The 19780-nt window shown below is 41.9% G+C and carries 17 protein-coding genes; 8 read left to right on the top strand and 9 right to left on the bottom strand.

Annotation, left to right across the window (positions count from 1 at the left end; genetic code table 11):
- Positions 1-19: 19 nt before the first annotated feature.
- Positions 20-553, top strand: coding sequence for a cupin domain-containing protein (locus tag H9649_RS09375; protein ID WP_191694487.1), 534 nt, complete (start codon positions 20-22; stop codon positions 551-553).
- A 55-nt stretch (positions 554-608) separates the two neighbouring features.
- Here the strand turns inward: H9649_RS09375 and H9649_RS09370 are convergent, their stop codons facing one another.
- The gene (locus H9649_RS09370; RefSeq protein WP_191694486.1) at positions 609-1463 is read right to left on the bottom strand and encodes a general stress protein; all 855 of its coding nucleotides are present in this window, start codon (positions 1461-1463) and stop codon (positions 609-611) included.
- 241 nt (positions 1464-1704) lie between these two features.
- Here H9649_RS09370 and H9649_RS09365 point away from each other — a divergent pair, with 241 nt between their 5' ends.
- Positions 1705-5532 carry a DEAD/DEAH box helicase gene (locus H9649_RS09365; RefSeq protein WP_225229795.1) on the top strand — a complete coding sequence of 1276 codons (3828 nt, stop codon included), beginning with the start codon at positions 1705-1707 and terminating at the stop codon, positions 5530-5532.
- Positions 5533-6282, top strand: coding sequence for a hypothetical protein (locus H9649_RS09360; protein WP_191694484.1), 750 nt, complete (start codon positions 5533-5535; stop codon positions 6280-6282).
- Between the two features lie 87 nt (positions 6283-6369).
- On the opposite strand, the gene H9649_RS09355 is transcribed toward H9649_RS09360, so the two are convergent.
- The 7 genes from H9649_RS09355 to H9649_RS09325 form a co-directional block, all read right to left on the bottom strand.
- Positions 6370-6792 carry a general stress protein gene (locus H9649_RS09355; protein ID WP_191694483.1) on the bottom strand — a complete coding sequence of 141 codons (423 nt, stop codon included), beginning with the start codon at positions 6790-6792 and terminating at the stop codon, positions 6370-6372.
- Positions 6793-7288: 496 nt separating this feature from the next.
- Complete coding sequence (locus tag H9649_RS09350) at positions 7289-8638, bottom strand: tripartite tricarboxylate transporter permease (RefSeq protein ID WP_191694482.1); 1350 nt, start codon at positions 8636-8638, stop codon at positions 7289-7291.
- A complete protein-coding gene (locus tag H9649_RS09345; RefSeq protein WP_191694481.1) occupies positions 8635-8877 on the bottom strand; it encodes a hypothetical protein in 243 nt (80 codons plus the stop codon). Before H9649_RS09345 ends, H9649_RS09350 begins: the two co-directional genes overlap by 4 nt.
- An 11-nt stretch (positions 8878-8888) precedes the next feature.
- The gene (locus H9649_RS09340; RefSeq protein WP_191694480.1) at positions 8889-9440 is read right to left on the bottom strand and encodes a helix-turn-helix domain-containing protein; all 552 of its coding nucleotides are present in this window, start codon (positions 9438-9440) and stop codon (positions 8889-8891) included.
- Between the two features lie 16 nt (positions 9441-9456).
- Complete coding sequence (locus H9649_RS09335; RefSeq protein WP_191694479.1) at positions 9457-10740, bottom strand: hydroxymethylglutaryl-CoA reductase, degradative; 1284 nt, start codon at positions 10738-10740, stop codon at positions 9457-9459.
- A gap of 178 nt (positions 10741-10918) precedes the next feature.
- The gene (locus H9649_RS09330; protein WP_191694478.1) at positions 10919-11347 is read right to left on the bottom strand and encodes a general stress protein; all 429 of its coding nucleotides are present in this window, start codon (positions 11345-11347) and stop codon (positions 10919-10921) included.
- A 25-nt stretch (positions 11348-11372) separates the two neighbouring features.
- The gene (locus H9649_RS09325) at positions 11373-12137 is read right to left on the bottom strand and encodes a general stress protein (RefSeq protein ID WP_191694477.1); all 765 of its coding nucleotides are present in this window, start codon (positions 12135-12137) and stop codon (positions 11373-11375) included.
- A 202-nt stretch (positions 12138-12339) separates the two neighbouring features.
- Here H9649_RS09325 and H9649_RS09320 point away from each other — a divergent pair, with 202 nt between their 5' ends.
- Positions 12340-13890 carry an S-layer homology domain-containing protein gene (locus H9649_RS09320; RefSeq protein ID WP_191694476.1) on the top strand — a complete coding sequence of 517 codons (1551 nt, stop codon included), beginning with the start codon at positions 12340-12342 and terminating at the stop codon, positions 13888-13890.
- Positions 13891-14006: 116 nt separating this feature from the next.
- Positions 14007-14930: a patatin-like phospholipase family protein gene (locus H9649_RS09315; protein WP_191694475.1), complete on the top strand. Its 924-nt coding sequence runs from the start codon at positions 14007-14009 to the stop codon at positions 14928-14930.
- A gap of 57 nt (positions 14931-14987) precedes the next feature.
- Here the strand turns inward: H9649_RS09315 and H9649_RS09310 are convergent, their stop codons facing one another.
- Positions 14988-15668, bottom strand: coding sequence for a C40 family peptidase (locus H9649_RS09310; RefSeq protein ID WP_191694474.1), 681 nt, complete (start codon positions 15666-15668; stop codon positions 14988-14990).
- 349 nt (positions 15669-16017) lie between these two features.
- On the opposite strand from H9649_RS09310, the gene H9649_RS09305 reads away from it, so the two are divergent.
- Genes H9649_RS09305 through nagZ form a run of 3 tightly spaced genes read left to right on the top strand, consistent with a single transcriptional unit; the run spans position 16018 to position 19694 of the window.
- Entirely contained in the window at positions 16018-17043 is a 1026-nt protein-coding gene (locus H9649_RS09305; protein ID WP_191694473.1) for an N-acetylglucosamine kinase, read from the top strand.
- Positions 17027-18079 (top strand): serine hydrolase domain-containing protein, encoded by a 1053-nt coding sequence (locus H9649_RS09300; RefSeq protein WP_191694472.1) that lies wholly within the window; start codon positions 17027-17029, stop codon positions 18077-18079. The genes H9649_RS09305 and H9649_RS09300 overlap by 17 nt, the downstream gene beginning before the upstream one ends.
- Before the next feature lie 46 nt (positions 18080-18125).
- Positions 18126-19694, top strand: a complete 1569-nt coding sequence (gene nagZ, locus H9649_RS09295; protein ID WP_191694471.1) for a beta-N-acetylhexosaminidase — start codon at positions 18126-18128, stop codon at positions 19692-19694.
- The last annotated feature ends 86 nt before the right edge of the window (positions 19695-19780 follow it).

Here is a 19780-nt window from a genome sequence, read left to right as displayed (position 1 = left end):
TTATTTAGGAGAATGAAAAATGAGTGAAAACCATATTGGAGAAAAAATTAAACAAACGCGACAACAGCAACGGATGACATTGAAAACGCTTGCAGAAAAAACTGGGTTTTCAATTAGCTTCTTATCACAGCTTGAAAGAGGGAAATCATCAACGACATTGGAATCATTAAAAAAAATCTCCATTGCATTCGGTGTAAATCCGAGCATCTTTTTTGAGGACGAACATCGCGATGAAAATGGAATACTTATGATCAATAAACGCGCAGATCAGCACAACATCTATTACAAAGATCTCGGAACGATGGTTACGCAACGTGATTTCGTCCCACTATTAGTCATGTTAAAGCCAGGGCAGACGGAAGGGAATCTAATTACCCATCGGGGGCAAGAATTTCTTTACGTCATTGAAGGGAAGCTAACTGTCCAACTTGAAGAACAACTTATCGAACTCGGACCGAGCGATTCATTTATGATCGATTCCACAAAACCGCACTATTGGTACAACTACACAGACAGTGAAGTGAAATTACTTTGCGTGACTTCAGAAGGATAAAAAACATAAAAAAAGACAACTGACACATTACAGCTCGTGTCAGTTGTCTACTTCCTCAATCCTTCAAATCGTCTTCATCTTGAATGAGCCAAAGACTCGCTTCATCTTTGTCCTTACTAATGCCTCTCAAATCAATGATTATCGGATCTTTCGAAGCTACATCTTCATCAAATTCAAACGTAGATTGTGTAGGGATATAATTTATTGAATGGTTAGTTGGATTGTCCTGTCGACGCTCTTGTTTTGCGAGCATATGAAGATGTTTCCGTTCAGGTGTTGGAGTGCCGCGTACGAGTGAAGGCCGCGGTCTGGGAGCAGCAGTGGACTCGTAATTTGTTGTATCGTACAACGCTTCGCCACCCGCCTTCCCTAAAAAACGTCCCTCTTGGGAAGTGAACTGCGCTTCGTCCTTTACTTCCATAACACTGTCCCTATATTCGTTTTTTGGAAAACCATCGTTCCCGATAGATGTTGGAGACTCGTCATGCTGTTCGTTCAGTCGCTCCGCCTCTGAAGCACTATGGTCGAACGGATTTGTTTCCGCTTTTTGACGTTCAGCGTTGATTTCATAAGCCGTTTTTTCAGGTTCGCCTTCAACATACAGCAGCCATTTTCCTGCCTGTATTTCTGCCTCATATTTCCGCAAATCCGCTTCATCAAAACCGACATCCACTAACATGCTGCGCACATGATTCTCTCCTGATATATAGCCGATGAAACGATCGAGCCAATTTGACGGCACAGACTGGATATCGTCATAAGTCTTCCGACGCACCATTTCGACATCTTCTTCGTTTTTTGCAATTACATACATATTTTCTGGAGTGATGCCTTTACGATCCAACTCCTCTATTGCACCAATTAATGACGCTTGAGTATCATACAAACCAATATAGGTTCTTTGAATCATATATATCAACCCTTCTTTCCTTATTTTCTCAACTATAACGTACAGCAACTATACCCGTTTTTACAGAAAAATAACTTTTTACTTGAAATTAACGCCATTTTACGGTACACCAATTACCCATCTAAATTTGAGGCTGAATCGGTAACTTTTCGGACTAATCCGAACTACATTTTGTTGTATGATAGAACTCATGGCTTCATTACGAAAAGAAAGATGGAAGGAGGATGTCACTGTGGAAAAAATGGAAATAATGCACTGCAGACTCGATCTGACAACACGCGCCAAAAAGGAAATCGGCAACTGGGTGACAGACGAATATGCCCTATTTTCAAAGCAAGATAGCTTCGCGGTATATATCGAAAAACTGCCGGCAAAACAAGACAACATGACATTCTCCTTCTACTTTGATCCACAGGGAAATCCGCAACTGGCGACACTATTGAATGAACGCGTCGCCGTGCTTGAATGCGTCTACAAAAACGAAGGGTTCCTTGCGACAAGCTTCCGAGTGAAAGGGCGTAAAGAGCCTGTTCGAACTAATCGCCGACTCGGTGTCCGCTTGGCTCTCGCAGTGAATCGGCGAACAGGTACACCGATGCCGATTCAACTGTATACGAGCCTACGGGAATTACCAATCGCACAGGAGCGTTCCGAATATGTTGAAAAACGGATTGCAAGCTGGGAAGGCTATTTGCGCATTGAAGAGAAAAACGCTGATGTTGCAGATGTTACCATCCAATTTTCCAATCCCGTTCTTAATGAATCATTCAGTGTCCTAACAATTACTTGTCACGGGTTAGAAGGAAAACAGTGGCGGTCAATACAAGGGTTCAGCGCGAAAATTAATGGCTCAAATAGTGATATCGGACACGTTGCAGATACGAACCGTAACAAACGGAATGTGAAAATTGAGTTAAGCAGGAAGTCACAATTGCTGGCGCGACAAGGAAGTTTATTGCCAAAACAGACGGGGGAAATGACATTCAGCAATTTTGCTGAACTTAGCCAGATCCGTCGATTACGCAAAGGTTTCAAGGATTTGCAAGATGGATTCGCCGCAAACGCTAATTTGGAAAAAGTGCTTTTCGAAGAACGGCCCGTCGTACAAATTACAAACAAGAAACTCGAGCTCGATTTTCACCATCCATTGAATGAGTACCAACAGGCGGCGGTGACAGGTGCGATGTCAGCGAATGATCTGTATGTCATCCAAGGACCGCCTGGAACTGGGAAAACGACAGTCATTTCCGAGCTTTGCCATCAGCTCATGAAAGCTGGACAACGGACTCTCGTCGCTTCGCAGTCTAATTTAGCAGTGGATAATGCACTCGGACGTCTGCTCGCCGATCCAGGCATCCGGATATTGCGCTACGGCAGAACGGAAAGTATCGAAGAAGAAGGCAAACGGTTCATCGAAGAAAACGTTGCCCTTCATTGGCGGGACGAGACGCTGGCAGCTGTAAATGAACAGCGGGAACAGCGAGCTGATCGAGAAAACGTTTTGAAATTGGAACTTGCGCAACTGGAAACGCAAAAGACACAGTTGGCGGCAGAAATCACAGTTGTTGAACAGCAAATTGCCAATAAGCACGAAGCGCAAAAGCAACATAGGGAGAACAGTCAAAAGCTGAAATTGTTAAAACAGCAACAGACAGATCTACAAGAAAGTTTAAAGGAATTACGAACAAGCCAACAAAGACTAAACGATGATTTTGAACAAGCTACAAATAAGATAAATCGATTAGAATCGGAACTTGAGTCGACACGTATCCTTCCTAATGAACGTGTCGAAATGGATGCGAATGAGCATGAACTTTTAACACAACGTAATAGAATCCGTTATTTCCAGACAGTAGAAGCAATCGGCTATGCAGAAATGGAGATCCGAAGGCTAATGGAAGAAACGAACGAAAAACCATCCGCTTATGACCAATATCCACGTTTTCTAGAACAGTTACCATCCATTCGAAAACTGCAGGAATTAGAAGAGTTGTTCGAGGCGAGTCAGCTGGAACCCTCATTGACGGCGACGCTCGAAATGAATGCGTTGCGACGTCTACGGGTTGAAATAAAAGACGGTACGTATCCATACGAATTGTTGGAGTGGCGCGAGGTCGCAGATCGTCTTGAAAAAGGGATTAGACATGCAGAAACACTCCTTCGCACCAATCAATATGCAATTGAAAAAGTAGGCAGTAAAAAAGAAGATAAATATAAAACACCTGAAGAAATGCATGAGATGCTTGATAAAATCGGCAAATTCTTCATCTTACCTGCAACAAAAACTACATTAGCAATGCCGCAAGGGCCGGAGAAATCAAGATTGTTAGATCGATTGGCTGAAAACCTTGCGTACTTAAACGGAAAAGCGTCTGAAGTAGCTGCCCAATCGACCATTATTAAGACTGCGTCAGACCGGGAAGCGGCCGCTCGTTTTTCTTCATTGAAAAATGAAATTAAAGAAGAAATGGAATTGGACATTCTACAGTTCGAAAGCAAGCAAGCGGCTGTCCAATCGATTATTGATGGACACCAAGAAGAATTGCGGAGACTGAAGGACGAAAGTGATACACTTGCTGAATTGGTCGATGAGCATACGGATCAGGTGGAAGTTGAAACGCGAATTGTACAACTTGAGCATGTAAAAGCTACCTTTGACAAGAGGGTAAAAGCTGCTGAAGTTTTGGAGGAAGCAATGAATGTGTGCAAAGAGCAGGCGACTGGAATATCGACTCAACTTGAATTAGTAGAGCAGTCCCTACTCGTTGAAATAGATAAAGAAAACGTGATTTCTAGTGACATTGGAGTGCTTGACGGTGAACAGGAAAAGTTGCTCGTAATCGTTCAATCTGAACCTAAGAAACGTTTAGAAGAAATTACAAAGCTCATTACTGTTGCTTCTGAAAAAGAAGAAACGATCCAGAAGGAAATTAGCCAACTGCCAATTGCGCAAGCATTGCAAGATGAATGGAGCGAAATGTTAGCTAGTGCGAGTGATTTCGACTTGGATGAAATCCGTAAATTATATGTAAAACACGCAAACGTTATTGGTACAACGTGTGTCGCTTCCGCACGCAAAGACTTTATGGAAGAGTATCCATCGTTTGACGTCGTCATAATCGATGAAGTGTCAAAAGCGACGCCGCCGGAGCTTTTATTGCCAATGCTTAAAGGGAAGAAAATTATTTTGGTCGGTGATCATCATCAATTGCCACCACTTGTCGGAAGGGAAACGATGGAGGAATTTATCGAAGAAATAAAGGATCCCGCCGAGAAAGAAGTATTGCGCGGTATGCTAAAAGAGTCGCTATTTGAGCGGTTATTCAGAAGTTTACCGAAGCAAAATAAGATGATGCTCGGTATCCAATATCGGATGCACGAGAAAATCATGTCTACAATTGCACCGTTTTATACAGAAGGCGACTACCGCCTGCAATGTGGTCTTCCGGACTCGGACGCGGCGCGTGATCATTTGCTTTCATCTGCGCACATTCGCCGCGATAACCATCTGCTGTGGTTTGATATGCCGAACGAACCTGCATATTTCGAGGCACAAGTTAAAGGCGGTACGAGTTTGTACAATGAGGCGGAATTGAACCGGATCAGTGAATTGCTTACTGAACTCGATTGTGCAGTGGATGAAGCAAAACAGGATGGTCGACTTGGTGCCGATAAGAAGAAAAGTGTCGGTGTCATTAGTTTTTACGGTGAACAAGTTAAACGTATTGACAGACTGATCGAGCAGGAAGTGATGCCGAACCATTTGCATTGCCGGACAGGTTCTGTCGATAAATTCCAAGGGATGGAAATGGATATTATCATTTTAAGTTTTGTCCGTAACCACGACCAACCAAGCGGAACAATCGGGTTTGCTGAGGATTATCGCCGTTTGAATGTGGCGTTGTCACGAGCACGGGAATTGCTCATTATCGTTGGAAGTGCCGATATGTTCATGAAGAGACCGAAAAGGATTGCAACACGCGAGATGTACGGACAATTGGTAGAACGTGTGAAAGCGCAAGGCGGATTCATGGATTTGGCAGCGATAAGTGTCGGAGGGGAAGAGTAAATGGATTCAATAGAAAAGAAGTTGCGGGATGAACTGTTACGGAATCCCAATGTAAAACTATTGGAGACGGCAAAATGGTCCGTGCCGATCCAGACAATCGATATTTCCTATGACACCGTAAAACGGACGAAGATGGATATTTTAATGAAGATGCTATTGACGGCATTCCGTACAGCCGCGTTTTCGTCCGCAGAAGAAGTGAGCAATATGTTAGTTGTCGAACCGTTATTCATTGAAGATATGATTGAAAAGATGACAATGACGGGGATGATACGGCAAACTGCTGATACGATTGTGTTAACTGATACGGGCAAGCGGCAACTGGAAAGTGGAATTTACGTTCAGCCTCCTGAAAAAGATGAGGCGACGGTCCATTATAGCCCTGCTCATGAAGCGTTTTTAACAGGTGAAGTAGAGGAAGCTGTAAAGGATACGTACCGTTATGCACCAGATAATCGGAAGTTGACCACTTTTAGCGATGATGATTGGCGTCTCGCATTGGAGCAATTGGATGTTCTTATTCACGATGAAACCGGACAGACAACCATTCAGTCAATTTCTGCAGTGACTGAATTGGATAGCGTGTTTGCATCTTGTATCGAATTTCAGCTGCATCAAGTGGAAGAGGATCGTTATTTTGTGCGGATATGGAATGCGATGACAGGACGGTGGGATGAAGTACTTGAGGATAAAGTTATGCAGAAAGAACTTGTGGCTTGGCGGAAGAAGTTTTCTTCAGAGGACGTATAATTAAAATGAATTTACAAATCCTAAAAATGACATGACGTAATCAAAAAACCGATGGAGGTGAATGGTATCCATCGGTTTTTCTATGTTTTATCCTTCATATTTAGCTTCCAGGTCATCGAGCGGGATAGGTTGATAGTTCGAGGAGTCTGGCTTATTTTGTTCGGATTCGGAATTACGAATTTTGTCGAGCTCACCTTTAATGTAAAGCAATAGAGCGCCTTCTTGAATGGCATCAAAATATTGTTTTGCTTCGTTGTTCGTAAAGCCTGAGTCTCGTAACATTCTGCGCACGTTATTCTCACCTACGAGAAAACCGAGGAAGCGATTAAATAAGTTAAACGGGGAGTCGAGTCCCTCTTTCGTTGCATGCGTTTTTAATTGTTCTACAGCAATTTCATCTTTCATAACTATATACATTTCGTACTCCTTTACTCCGTTAAGCTTCAAATCTTGAATTTTTGCGGCCAATCGCTCGTGGGTCGGGAAACTGCCGATAAACGTCTTTTCCATGTTCCTACCTCCTAAAACGCGCTTGTCCAAAGAAGATACCCTTGTTTTTACGGTCGGAAACCCATTGCGAATTAATGGGAGTAGGATTTGTGTGGTTTTATGTGTTTGGTAATGGGATTTTGTTGGTGTAACGGAGGCGTGAAAATAGTGTTCGCGCTCATAAAAGCCGTCCGTGCGCTCGTAAAAGCGATGTCCACGCCCGTAAATGGCATACGCGCGCTCGTAAAAGCGTTATCCGCGCCCGTAAATGGCATGCGTGCGCTCATAAAAGCGATGTCCGCGCCCGTAAATGTCGTATTCGCGCTCATATCCAGGTCACCGTGGACCTACTCAATGTCGTGCGGCAACCGCTCAATGTTACCATGGTACCGCTCAACATCGCCCAAGAACCGCTCAACCACAGCAGAAAACCGCTCAATATCGCCCTAAACGCTCAATAAAAAAACTCCCCGACCCAGCATGTGCGAACATACCGGATCGAGCAGTTAATGTTTAATCAAATCAAGCCCATCAACCAAGGGGCAGCGTACAAAATCATGAACATGACACCATAGTTGACGCCGTGGCGGTGGAGGAAGCCTGCGACAAGCGCTACAAGCATGACCCCGAAAATGTTCACCCAGCCAGCTTCCATGAAAGCAAGCATGACAACAAGTCCGGCAAATAGGCCGATCAATGCTTCATGTGGCACCCACTTAAAAACAAATGCACAAATCTGATTCGAATATTTAATCGTTGCATAGAACGTCATAACGATTGCAATCGAAGCACCGATCAAAGTGGCAATCGCGATTTCTCCCATAGACATAATGTGATGAATGTTATTTTCAGGTGTGAATACGGGTGGTGCATTGAATAACGCGTTCGCGGGACCGATTGCCATTGGTGATAGCGGCAATCCGATCGCGATTAACGGAATCAGTGTCCCTGAAATGTACGAAGCATTTGTCAGCCCGTCCATTGTTGAAATCGCGCGTGACGCACGTTGGACAGGATCTTTAATGTGTCTCGTCAAGAATTCACCAAGGAAAATCGTCATTCCGACAGGTGTCAGGAAGAATGTGAATGTACCGAGAGAACTGCCGAGAGCAGATGTTGCAACTTCTTGTTTTGTTAATATTTTAAAAGGATTTGGGAATCCCTTCACTTTTGGTTGCGGTTTGAATGAAATTTCTTTTTCACCGTGTATTTCTTCACGGTCCCGATATTCTTTGCTCATCAGTTCAAACAGTTTGAACACAATAGGACCGATCGTAATTCCGAGGAAGAAGGAAACGAATACCGTCTTACCTTCAGGAACAATGCCGATATCCCCGTACAACGTCCGTAAACCTTGAATGAGTAACGCAAACGGGACGATCATTAGCAAAGAAAGAATTTTGTTCGCTGATAATAAAGCAAGGAAAATGGCACCTAAGAAAAAGATAAGTCCAGCGTACTTACTAATGGATGATGCATAAGGAATGATTAAACTTGCTACGAGCAAGCTCAATGGAATCGATACGATAGTACCGATAACAGATCCTGAAGCCATTTTACGGATACTGACATCAGGCAGACCATGTTCTTTTAACACCATCGCATGCTCAACCATCGGAGCTGCCATGACACCGCCTGGAATTCCGGCTACTGCGACAGGAATGGAATCCGTCAGTTTCTTTGCAACAATTGCAGACATGAAGAACGCAAGAACGACATAAGGAGATACGTTCAACAACACAAGTGCCAGTGTGACGGGTGCCAATACTGCGGTTTCATCCGTGCCTGGAGCAATCCCGATAAGTGTGTAAAGAATAGCGGCTGCAATACTCGCCAGTATCATCAACAGTACGATTGATAACGTCATCGGTCCGTCACCTCTGTTTCTTTTACAATTTTACGTTTCGGTTTAATGACGATGCTTGTTATGATGAATGCTATGAGACCGCCCGTCAGACCGAAAACAAGTGGCATAGGTGGCTCATTTGGCGCAATAATATAGCCGCCCAATGTGAATAGTATTGATAGTCCGATAGAAATGAGTAAATCACGTAAGTTTACGTTATCTCCCCAAATATCGTAGAATACCCCTTTTTTCTTCTCCATGTAAACCCTCCTTAATCGTTTGAGATGAATATCGTCAACACTTTTGCTTCTAGTGCGTCTATAGGTAAAAACACGTGGGGTGTTTTGCCTTTGAAAAACGCACTATCCCCAGATTGAAGTATAGTTGTTTTTCCGTCATATGAAAAGTTGATTTTACCGGACAGGATATAAATGAACTCATCTTCCTCGTGCGTATAAGGCTGTATTTTATCTTTTCCTGGAATGACGGTGACGATAACAGGCTCAATTTTACTGTTTGTCGATAAATTTGCAAGTGATTGATATAAATAGCTCGCTTCTTCTCCTGCCTCAATTGTCTTACGTTGTGCTGCTTTCATGATAATAAGTTCGGCGTCCGATTCTTCCTGTAACAGCCAGGAGAGCGTGACGCCAAGAACAGAAGCAATTTTGGACAGAGTCGCGACAGCAGATCCAGTTTGTCCATTTTCAATTTTTGAAATGAGACTTTTTGTGAATCCGGTCAATTCTGCCAATTGCTGCTGTGTCATATCTTTTTTTCGTCGAAGCTCTTTAATTTTCTTACCGATCAAGTTAGGTTGCATCGATTTCCTCCGCGTATTATTTTCTATTGTTCAGAAATTCTTTAGCGGCGTCCATTCTCACATCGTTATGCTCAATCATCTGTGCTTCCAACCAGTTAATCTCTTCGGCATTTCTTCCTACTTGTGAAGCGATATTGCGTGCGTGAAGTGTCATATGTCCACGCTGTATCCCTTCAGTTGCAAGGGCACGGATAGCACCCATATTTTGCGCAAGTCCTACAGCTACAACAAGTTGTGCGAGATCTGCGGCTGACTGGATATTCATCATTTCAAGAGATAATCGGGCGGTTGGATGTGTTTTGGTCGCTCCCCCGATGATACCGACTGCCATTGGCATAGTCAATTCGCCATGTAACGTTTCGTCTTGAATCGTCCACTTTGTGAGTGCGCGGTATTGACCATCTCTTGCTGCAAATGCATGCGCACCTGCTTCAATTGCGCGCCAATCATTGCCCGTGGCAATCAAGACAGGATCGATGCCATTCATAATTCCTTTATTATGCGTAGCTGCACGATATGGGTCAGCTAAAGCGATTTCGTTCGCAAGGACCATCCGTTTAGCCACTTCACTCCCTTTAAAATCATCTGTATCCAAATCATTGAATGGAATGGCCACTTTTGCAGTTGTCAGTCGCTGATCGGCTAAATTACTTAAAATCCGTAATAGCACAGTTCCACCCGTCAATCTCTCGATATCAGGCGTCAATCTTTCAGCCATCGTATTCACTGCATTTGCGCCCATTGCATCCAAGACGTCGACATGCAGATGGATAGTGAGCACTTTTTCACCCGTTCCAAGGATAAGAGTACGCAACTCAATATCTTTTACACCGCCACCTAAAGCGACGAGCGTCTTGTCGAATGAATTGGCTTTTGCTATCAACTCATCTTTAGCCTGTGCTACTTTCACTTGAGCCTCATCCATATTATCAACATGGATGACATGCATCTGGCCGATCATGATGGAATCCTTGTAGATTGTTGTGAAGCCCCCTGATTTGCGTACAATACGTGCCATATTGGAAGCGGCAGCGACGACAGATGGCTCTTCAACTGCCATTGGGATAAGTACGTCCGTGCCATTCACTGTGAAATTTGTTGCAAGTCCAAATGGCAATTGAAATGTTCCGATGACATTTTCAATCATTGTGTCTGCCGTTGATAACGGAAGTGCTTTTTCGTAGTTCACAAGCAAATCCAATTTGTCCATATCGACAGACAGTGCTAATGCCAAAGCAGATTGTCTTTCTTCCACTGACATTTTAAAGTATTGAGGTATTCTTGAGTTTCCAGTTTGCATAGTACCACTCCTATTAAAATATTTTCATTCAACAAAGTTGAACTGTGTTCAACCTGTATACAAAAAAATAAAGCGCTTTCAAATATGTTAACATGAGTAGTTTTACAAATCAATATTATTTGACTATCATTTTTGGCATGAAAAAAGGCACCCACATTTATATTGCGGGTGCCCGTATTTACTCATGTTTCATCCGTGCTGCTTGCATCTCTTCTGCAGAAAGAGGGTCGTATCCACCGAATCTTGATTCATCATGAATCGTGTCAATTATGGAATCATCTGCAGGATATCCTTCTGTATAGATGATCATTGAGCCGTTCATGACGCGTTGATAGTAAATGTCAGCTTCTTCTTTTGAAAATCCTACATCAGACAACATGCTACGGACGTTGTCTTCACCTGTTAGAAAACCGAAGAAACGGTTGAGCATGGAGGAAGGGGACGATTGTAAATCTTGTGAAATGGAACTCTTTAAATCCTCCACGATCAGCTCGTCTTGCGCGACGATATAGATGTCTTTATCGTTCACGCCAGCTGTCTGCAATGCTTTGATTTTAGAATACAACTGATCTCTTGTGTGATAAATTCCGATGAAAGTCTTTTTCATGTTCTTTCATTCCTTTCACGCAAAATTAATATGGATTTTCATCTTCTGGATAACGTTTTTGAGGAGGATTTACATCGTCCACAGTATTCAAATCCTCCAAGTCATTAGCTGGTAACGTTGCAAAGGTGTCCAGTTCAGGAGAAGATTGTCCACTAAAACTACCTAATGGAGCGTTGTCTTCATGAATAGGGGCAGGGTTCTCATGTACAGTGAAGTCTCTTTTGTTATCACGCGGTAATTCCTCATACATACCTGCTGCTTTAGGCGCATCTCTATAAGTTGGCGTTACTTCATCCACAAGACTTTCCGTATAGGCGGTGTCTTTTGAAAACGATGCTTGTGGCGACGTATCATCGTACACTACATTGTCGTACGCATTCACAGCATTGGCACCAAGATTCGGATCTGTACCGCTGTTCGTCATACCAAAGCGATCTCCTCGTTGCACATGCAAGTTCTTCATTTCACCCCTGTCCACGTACAATAGTTTGCCGCCATTTTGGATCTGTTCATAATAATTGTCCATATCTCCTTCAGGGACACCGACTTCCTCTAACATGGAGCGCACATAATCGCTACCGGTCAGTATATCCATAAAACGATCAAACCAAGATTCAGGAGCTGTTTGTACATCTCCGTATTTCATGCCTTGGAACATCGCTACATCCGTTTTATCTTCTGCAATGACGTAAATATTTTCACCTTCAATCCCTTGCGTCTTCAAATCATCGATCTGGGCCATCAGTTCCGAGTCATTATGATACATGCCGATAAATACTTTTTTATCCATAAATGTTCCCTCCTCTTTGTGATGGTGCTGATACTATGAATACCCATAATCCAGTTTAAAAAAACGCAAAGGTAGTTCGCTTGCTTGAAAATGAAGCAAATAGTCGCAATAAAAGCGATATATTTTTATTTAATTGACCTATCGGATTTGTTATGAATCTTGTATAGTTAAGTGAACTACTAGAGTTGGAGGGAAAAGGTACATGCAGAAGAAAATCATAAGTATATTCATGGCGATGACTTGTCTGTTAATCGTCTTCAACAGTGCATCTGCCGCATCGATTTTTAAAGATGTGGACGATACGCACTCTGCAAAAAACGAGATCGCTTATCTTGTGAAACAAGGGATATTGACAGCGGATTCGACTGCTGTTTTTGGTGTAGGCGACTCGATTACTAGATTAGAAGCTTCTGAAATGATTGTAAAAGCATTAGGGCTGGAAGTTGGAGAAGGGTTTGAAATGACGTTTACCGATGTTGACGCCGATCATCCTGGGTACGCAACGATCCAAGCAATCGTCCATGCTGGCATCATGGGTGGTAACAGTGAAGGGAACTTCATGCCTGATGATCATTTGACAAGAGGCCAGATGGCGGGCATTTTAGTTAAAGCGTTTCAATTGGAAGGAACAACGACGTATCAGTTCCGTGATGTGAATGAAACGTACTGGGCAGGCGACGCTATTAAGACGTTTTATGTTAACGGAATTACAACGGGCTATGAAGATAATACATACAAACCCGGCGCGTCGTTAACGAAAGCGCATTTCTCGACGTTCCTTGCACGAATCCTTAATCCAGACTTCAAACGGACTGTAGCATGTTACGAACCTGATAATACAGTACGCTATGCAATACGTGTGCCAGTGACGAATGTTTGGGCTTCTCCAAACAAAATCCGTCCAATCGATGCCATTTCAGTTATCCCGAATCCGGACATGAAAAAGTGGTCAAAGAGCATGACAGTTGCACAGAAGAATTGGCTCGTCGGGCGCACAGACACTCAAGCGACGTATGGTGATGAAGTGGAAGTGTTGAAGACGAGTGGAAACTGGATGTATATTGCGGTGAAAGAGCAAGTGAAAACGGGTAATCCGAAAGGGTATCAAGGCTGGGTACCGAAATCGCATGTGAAAGCGTATTATGCCAACTATGAAAATTGTGACATTGCGATTGTCGAATCTAAAATCGCTACGTTATACAATGAACCGAAATTGCATAACAAATATGCGTTCACAGACATAAGCTATTCTACGATTCTTAAAGTGACGAAAGACGAAGGGGACTGGCTTCAAGTACAAACAGCTACGGACGGTGCGAAGTATGTCCGTAAGCAAGACGTTAAGATGTTCGATAAATACAGTTCAGTGCCTAAACCAAAACAAGCCGATATTGTTAATGCTGCGAAGCAATATTTAGGTCTGCCATACTTATGGGCTGGCGTTTCTTCGTACGGATTTGACTGTTCTGGTCTCATGTATGCAGTGTACAAAAATCATGGAATAATCATTCCACGCGATTCCTTTGTTCAAGCGACACACGGGACAGCAGTGAAACGAAAAGATCTGCAACTTGGGGATTTAATGTTCTTCGGTTATAAAGGTGGAAAAGGGAAAGTGTATCATGTTTCGATGTATATTGGAGATGGCAAGATGATTCACGCTCCAAGTTCATCAAGAAGTGTGGAGATCATCTCGATTGAATCAGGACTATACAAGACGAATTACGCAGGTGCACGTAGATATTTAAAATAAAGCAATGAGCGCTTTTCCGGTTAAATGGAAAAGTGCTTTTTTAAATCGTTCTACTACTGTTGTTCTATATATGAAAGATGAAGATTATAGTATAGGAACATCATAGGGGGGATGCTATGTTCATTGACGGAGTGTTTGCGGGTGGTGGCTTGAAAGGGTTTGCGCTAGTCGGTGCTTACCAGGCTCTCGAAGAGAAAGGTTACAAGTTCAAACGAGTAGCAGGTACAAGTGCAGGGGCGATCATTGCTTGTTTTATTGCAGCTGGTTATTCAGGAAAGGAAATCGAAGTAATGATGCAAGATGAGGATCTGCAAAATTTACTCGATCCACGTAAGACAATATTGCCTTTTCCGTTTATGAAGTGGCTTTTCTTATATTGGAGGATGGGGCTTTATCAAGGGCAGGCGTTGGAAGATTGGTTGTTTGAGAAGTTGTCAGCTAAAGGGTTGTACACGTTTTCCGATTTGCCTGAAGGATCCTTGAAACTTGTTGCTTCTGATTTAACGCATGGTAAGCTGATTGTACTACCTGACGATCTTATCCATTACGGGATAGAGCCGGGAACGTTTCCGATTGCACGCGCACTTCGCATGAGTTGCACGATTCCATTCTTCTTCGAACCTGTGCGTTTTAAAGCGCCGACAGGGGAAACAATCGTTGTGGATGGAGGAGTGTTGAGCAATTTTCCAATGTGGATTTTTGACGAAGAGAATGGTAATAGAATTCGTCCGTTAATTGGCATGAAGTTAAGTCATCGGAAAGAGGAAATGCGTGGCAGGGAGATTAGCAATGCGCTGAATTTGTTCGAAGGACTGTTTTCAACGATGAAAAATGCGCATGATGAACGTTACATCTCTAGAAAAGATGAAAAGGATATCATCTTCATCCCCGTCGAACAATATAGTGCAACCCAGTTTGCGCTTGAAGATGAACAGAAAGAGGAAATGATGCAAATCGGTCGTTTGAAAACGATGCAGTTCCTCCAGACATGGCCCTATTCAATAGAAGGAACTCATTACAGAATCAATCGGATCGTCTAAATGAAAAGAGGATTGCACATGAATGAATGTGCAATCCTCTTCTATAGTTGTTAACGATTAAAGACGCTTGAAGCTGTGGAATTTGCTCTTCCAATAGCTATTGTTCAAACTGATTACTTGTGATTTCTTCCCACCAGCGTGAACGAATTTGTTGTTTCCTACATAGATGCCTACATGTGAGATGCCTGCACGGTAAGTATTTTTGAAGAATACAAGATCACCAGGTTGTGGATCGCTCACTTTTGTTGATTTTGCATATTGTCCTAGTGTATCACGAGGAACTGTCTTGCCTGATTTCTTAAATGCATATTGCACGAATCCGCTGCAGTCAAAACCTTTAGTAGTTGTGCCACCAAAGCGATAGGGAATACCTGTCAATCCTTTTGCTGTATGGACAACGCTATCCGCCATTGCAACATTGTTCGTGGAGACAGACTTCTTTGTCAATAAAGTGCTCAGTGCCCAGCCAGACTTTCCGTTAACCTTAACACTGTACCAAACTTCTTTACCTACTTTTTTCTCTCCTGTAACAGAAACTTTCGTGCCTTTTTTAGCTAATGTGACAATCTTATGGTCAGTTCCTGCTCCGGAACGGATGTTGACATTATGTGCTGTTGTATAATTTCCATTATGTACAGATGCTGTTTGAGCTGAACTAGCGCTCGCTTCAGTCTCTCCTGTTGTAATTCCGAATGCTAATGAGCCTGCTACGAGTAATGATAATGCAACTTTCTTCATTCGTATCCCCTATCTACCACTGATCGACATGGTTTTGAATTTTGTCTGTTGTCTACTGATCACTTGTCCTATACTAAAGCCTAAACATTACAGAGAGGGCTCATTTATATTACAAGCGTGTTACATAGTATTACGGAGGTTTAATATATCCACGATATGGGTATGCAGGACAACCTTGGAGCTTCTATTAAGTGTTATTGAAAATTTATATCAGTTTTATTTTTAAAAAATAAAAGGAAATATCAAAAAGACGTCGAATTTACACTATGAGAGATGTGTTTACTAGTTATTGCTATATCTAAAAACATAGAGCTAGAAACAAAATACTGAAAAGGATGGTTATCCAGCAATGTATGTATTAGGTATTGATGGTGGCGGGACACAGACAACAGGCATCGTCGCAGATGAAAGTGGGAACGTTTACATGCGCTGCGTAACAGGCAGAAGCAATCCAAACACACTTACTCAAGAAGAGTTTGAAAGTGTGTTCAACAGCATGCTACGTCTACTAAAGACGCAAAACCCACTTATTTTTAATCAACTATCCATATGCTATGCAGGTATTGCAGGAGTAGGAGAGAGTGGGAAGGATAAAGAAGTAAATGCTATTCTCCAAAGAAATCTACCAAGGCATACTAAAGTGATAGTTAACAATGATGCTATGAATGCTTTGTACGCGGGCACTTTAGGGAGAGAAGGAATTGTCCAAATTGCAGGGACAGGCGCTATTACATTAGGCGTTAATAAAAGCGGAGAAACAGCTCGCTCAGGTGGATGGGGATATTTATTCGATGATGAGGGAAGTGGTTTTTATTTAGGCAATCAAGCTTTGAAAAGAGTGTTTGAAGCCTATGATAATCGAGGACCGTCTACCACATTAACTTTACGTATTCTTTCATATATGGACGTAGATTGTGTTCCCGCTCTAATTACGAAGATTTATGGTGAAGAACATCCACGTTCAGTCATCGCACCTCTTGCACGTTACGTCATTGAAGAGGCGCAAGCAGGGGACATTGTAGCAAAAAAAATTGTGGACAAAGCGTGTGAAAAAATGATGCATTCAATAGAAGCATGTCATAATCGTTTGTTTAATAAATATCATGAAACAAAAATTGTTTTATCTGGTGGAGTATTTAAGCATGCTGAAATGTTTATAGAAAGATTTTCGCACTTAGCTCAAGATTCTATTCCGCTTGGAGTATTTGTGCAGACGCAAGTACCTCCTGTTGGGGGAGCTGTACTTGCAGCTTTGGCTGAAGGGAATATACAGATGAATCCTGACTTTATAAAAAAATTCAATGCACAAATTGTTGATGACGTTTTAATCGATGATCACAATAGTGGAGGTGAAATACGTGAAAGAAGCAATTAGAACATTTATTCAAAAGGAGATTGAACAAGGGGTCACACCGGGGGCAGTTATTCGAGTTCGACATAAAGGGGAGATTATCCTTGATGAATCTATCGGAACAAATAGCTTAGAAAATGATCAAGTACCGATTACTTCACGTCATGTTTTTGACATGGCGTCTCTAACAAAAATAATGGTTACACTACCCGCAATCTTGCAATTATGTGAGTTGGGTGAGCTCTATCTACATGATAAAGTATCTACTTTTTTGCCTGCATTCAAGTCGCATGGAAAAGAACACTTAACTATACAGCAACTATTAACACATTCTTCAGGTCTTATCGCACATAGGCCATATTTTGAACGGAAGCTATCAAAGCAAGAAGTGTTAACGGAAATCAATGAGGAGCAATTGGTATACAAACCAGATACAGCTGTCATCTATAGTGATTTAGGTTTCATTATTCTAATGGATATTATTGAACATATTACAAAACAATCTCTCGATGTCTATGCAGCTGAACATATTTTTAAACCTCTATCCATGAAAACGACTGGCTATTTGCCAAACTTCAACCGAACGCAGTATGCACCAACTGAATATCTTGACCATCTTCAAAGTCATAAATACGGCATTGTCCATGATGATAATACTGAATTTATGGGTGGGATCAGTGGGCATGCAGGGTTGTTTTCAACTATGGAAGATTTATCGATTTTCACAAAAATGCTGGAGCACGACGGAGTATACGAAGGGAGAAAAATTGTGGATTCGAATTGGTTAGCATTAGCTAGAAAGAATTTCACTCCATATTCTGATGAGAGTAGAGGACTTGGTTGGCAATTAAAAGGAAACGGTGCGAGTCCAGTAGGAGATTTAATGTCAGCTCAAACTTATGGACATACCGGTTTTACGGGAACTAGCTTTTACATCGATCCAGTAAAAGAGATAACGGTAATGCTTCTCACGAATAGAGTGTATTTTGGACGCACTCAGTCGATGATTCGTTTACGACCACGGTTACATAATATCATCTGTACAAGTATAGAATGCTGAAATTAGTATGTGAAATTCTTGGAATTCAGACTTGAGGGGGAGCAGCATGAGCTTAACGAAAAAAGTAGGGAAATTGATGGTTGCAGGATTTAAAGGGACGACAATGTCCGAAGAAATTAAACAATTGATACATACATACCATATTGGAGGAATTATATTATTTGGCAGGAATATTGGTACACCTGAAGAAATATTGAAATTGACAACTAGCCTTCAATTAGAAGCAAAAAAGGCAGGATATACTGCACCACTACTCATTTGTATAGACCAAGAAAATGGCGTTGTAAGACGTCTTGGAGAAGGAACAACAATTATTCCAGGTGCAATGTTACTTGGAGCAACCCATGATCCCAGCAATGCAATGTTTGCTGGAAAGATGACTGGAAAAGAGTTGAAAGCATTAGGTGTTAATTGGAATTTGGCGCCTGTGGTAGATATTAATAATAATCCCGATAACCCTGTTATTGGTGTTCGCTCATTTGGGGAAAATACTGCCGAAGTATCCAACATGGCAAAAAATTCGATGTTAGGGCTTCAACAATCAGGCGTCATGACAACGTTAAAGCATTTCCCTGGGCATGGAGATACAAACGTCGACTCGCATTTAGACTTGCCGATCATCAAGCACGATTTAAAAAGATTACACGCTGTTGAGTTAGTCCCTTTCAAGACTTGTATTGCTGCAGGTGCAGATGCGGTAATGAGCGCACATGTATATTTTCCGACATTAGAAAAAGTTGATAATGTCCCCTCGACATTATCACATTCCGTTATTACTGGACTTCTTCGAAAAGAATTAGGATTTGATGGAATCATTACAACAGATTGTATGGAAATGGATGCAATTGCAAAAGGAATTGGGACAGTCGAAGGTTGCGTTCAAGCCGTACAAGCCGGTGTGGATTTTGTAATGGTTTCTCATTTGCATAATTTACAAGAACAATCAATCATCCAATTAGAACAGGCAGTTAGGGAGGGACGTATAAGTGAAGACCAAATCGATGAATCTGTTAAACGTATTGAAAGTTTAGCGAACAAATACACTTCTTGGAAAGAAATTGAATCGATGAATACATCGCTTGTGGAAATTGGTTCTATACAGCATCGAAATGAGATGAAAGAGATTTACAAGAAAGGGATCACGGAAGTGGTTGGTCCTGGAACACCAATTCTTCCAGAAAGCCGTGTTTTACTAATTTATCCGACTAATGAGTATGCATTGATAGTCGAAGACAAACGTTTCTCCACGCTGACGATGAAAGAACAACTAAAAAAAGTACATCCAAATGTAACTTCCGTGGAAATTAAGACATCAGAACATGAAACTGGTAATGGTGAGCTCATTGAAAAAGCTAAACAATACGATCATATCGTTGTTCTAACGTTAAATGCTGTTCAACATACTACTCAACAGCAACTAGTGAAAGATCTTATAGACGTTGGTAAGCCGGTTGATATTATTGCAATTAGATCCCCTTATGATGCAGCTTGCTTCACGAATATGAATCGAATGATTTGTACGTATGAATTCACAGAAACAGCATTTGAGGTAGTGTCTTCCTACTTAGTAGGTAAATCATCCATTAGTGGAAAACTGCCTGTTACAGTCTACTAAGTTTGAAAAATATTTTTAGAAAAGTAAATTAGTATTGATATTTAATTTTATGACAGCTAAGATATAAGATAAAGGTAAGCGTTTTC

Origin of the sequence: Sporosarcina quadrami (assembly GCF_014836615.1) — a bacterium.
Taxonomy (GTDB): Bacteria; Bacillota; Bacilli; order Bacillales_A; family Planococcaceae; genus Sporosarcina; species Sporosarcina quadrami.
Note: the sequence above shows the minus strand (reverse complement) of the source record. Positions and strands in the feature narration are given on the sequence as shown.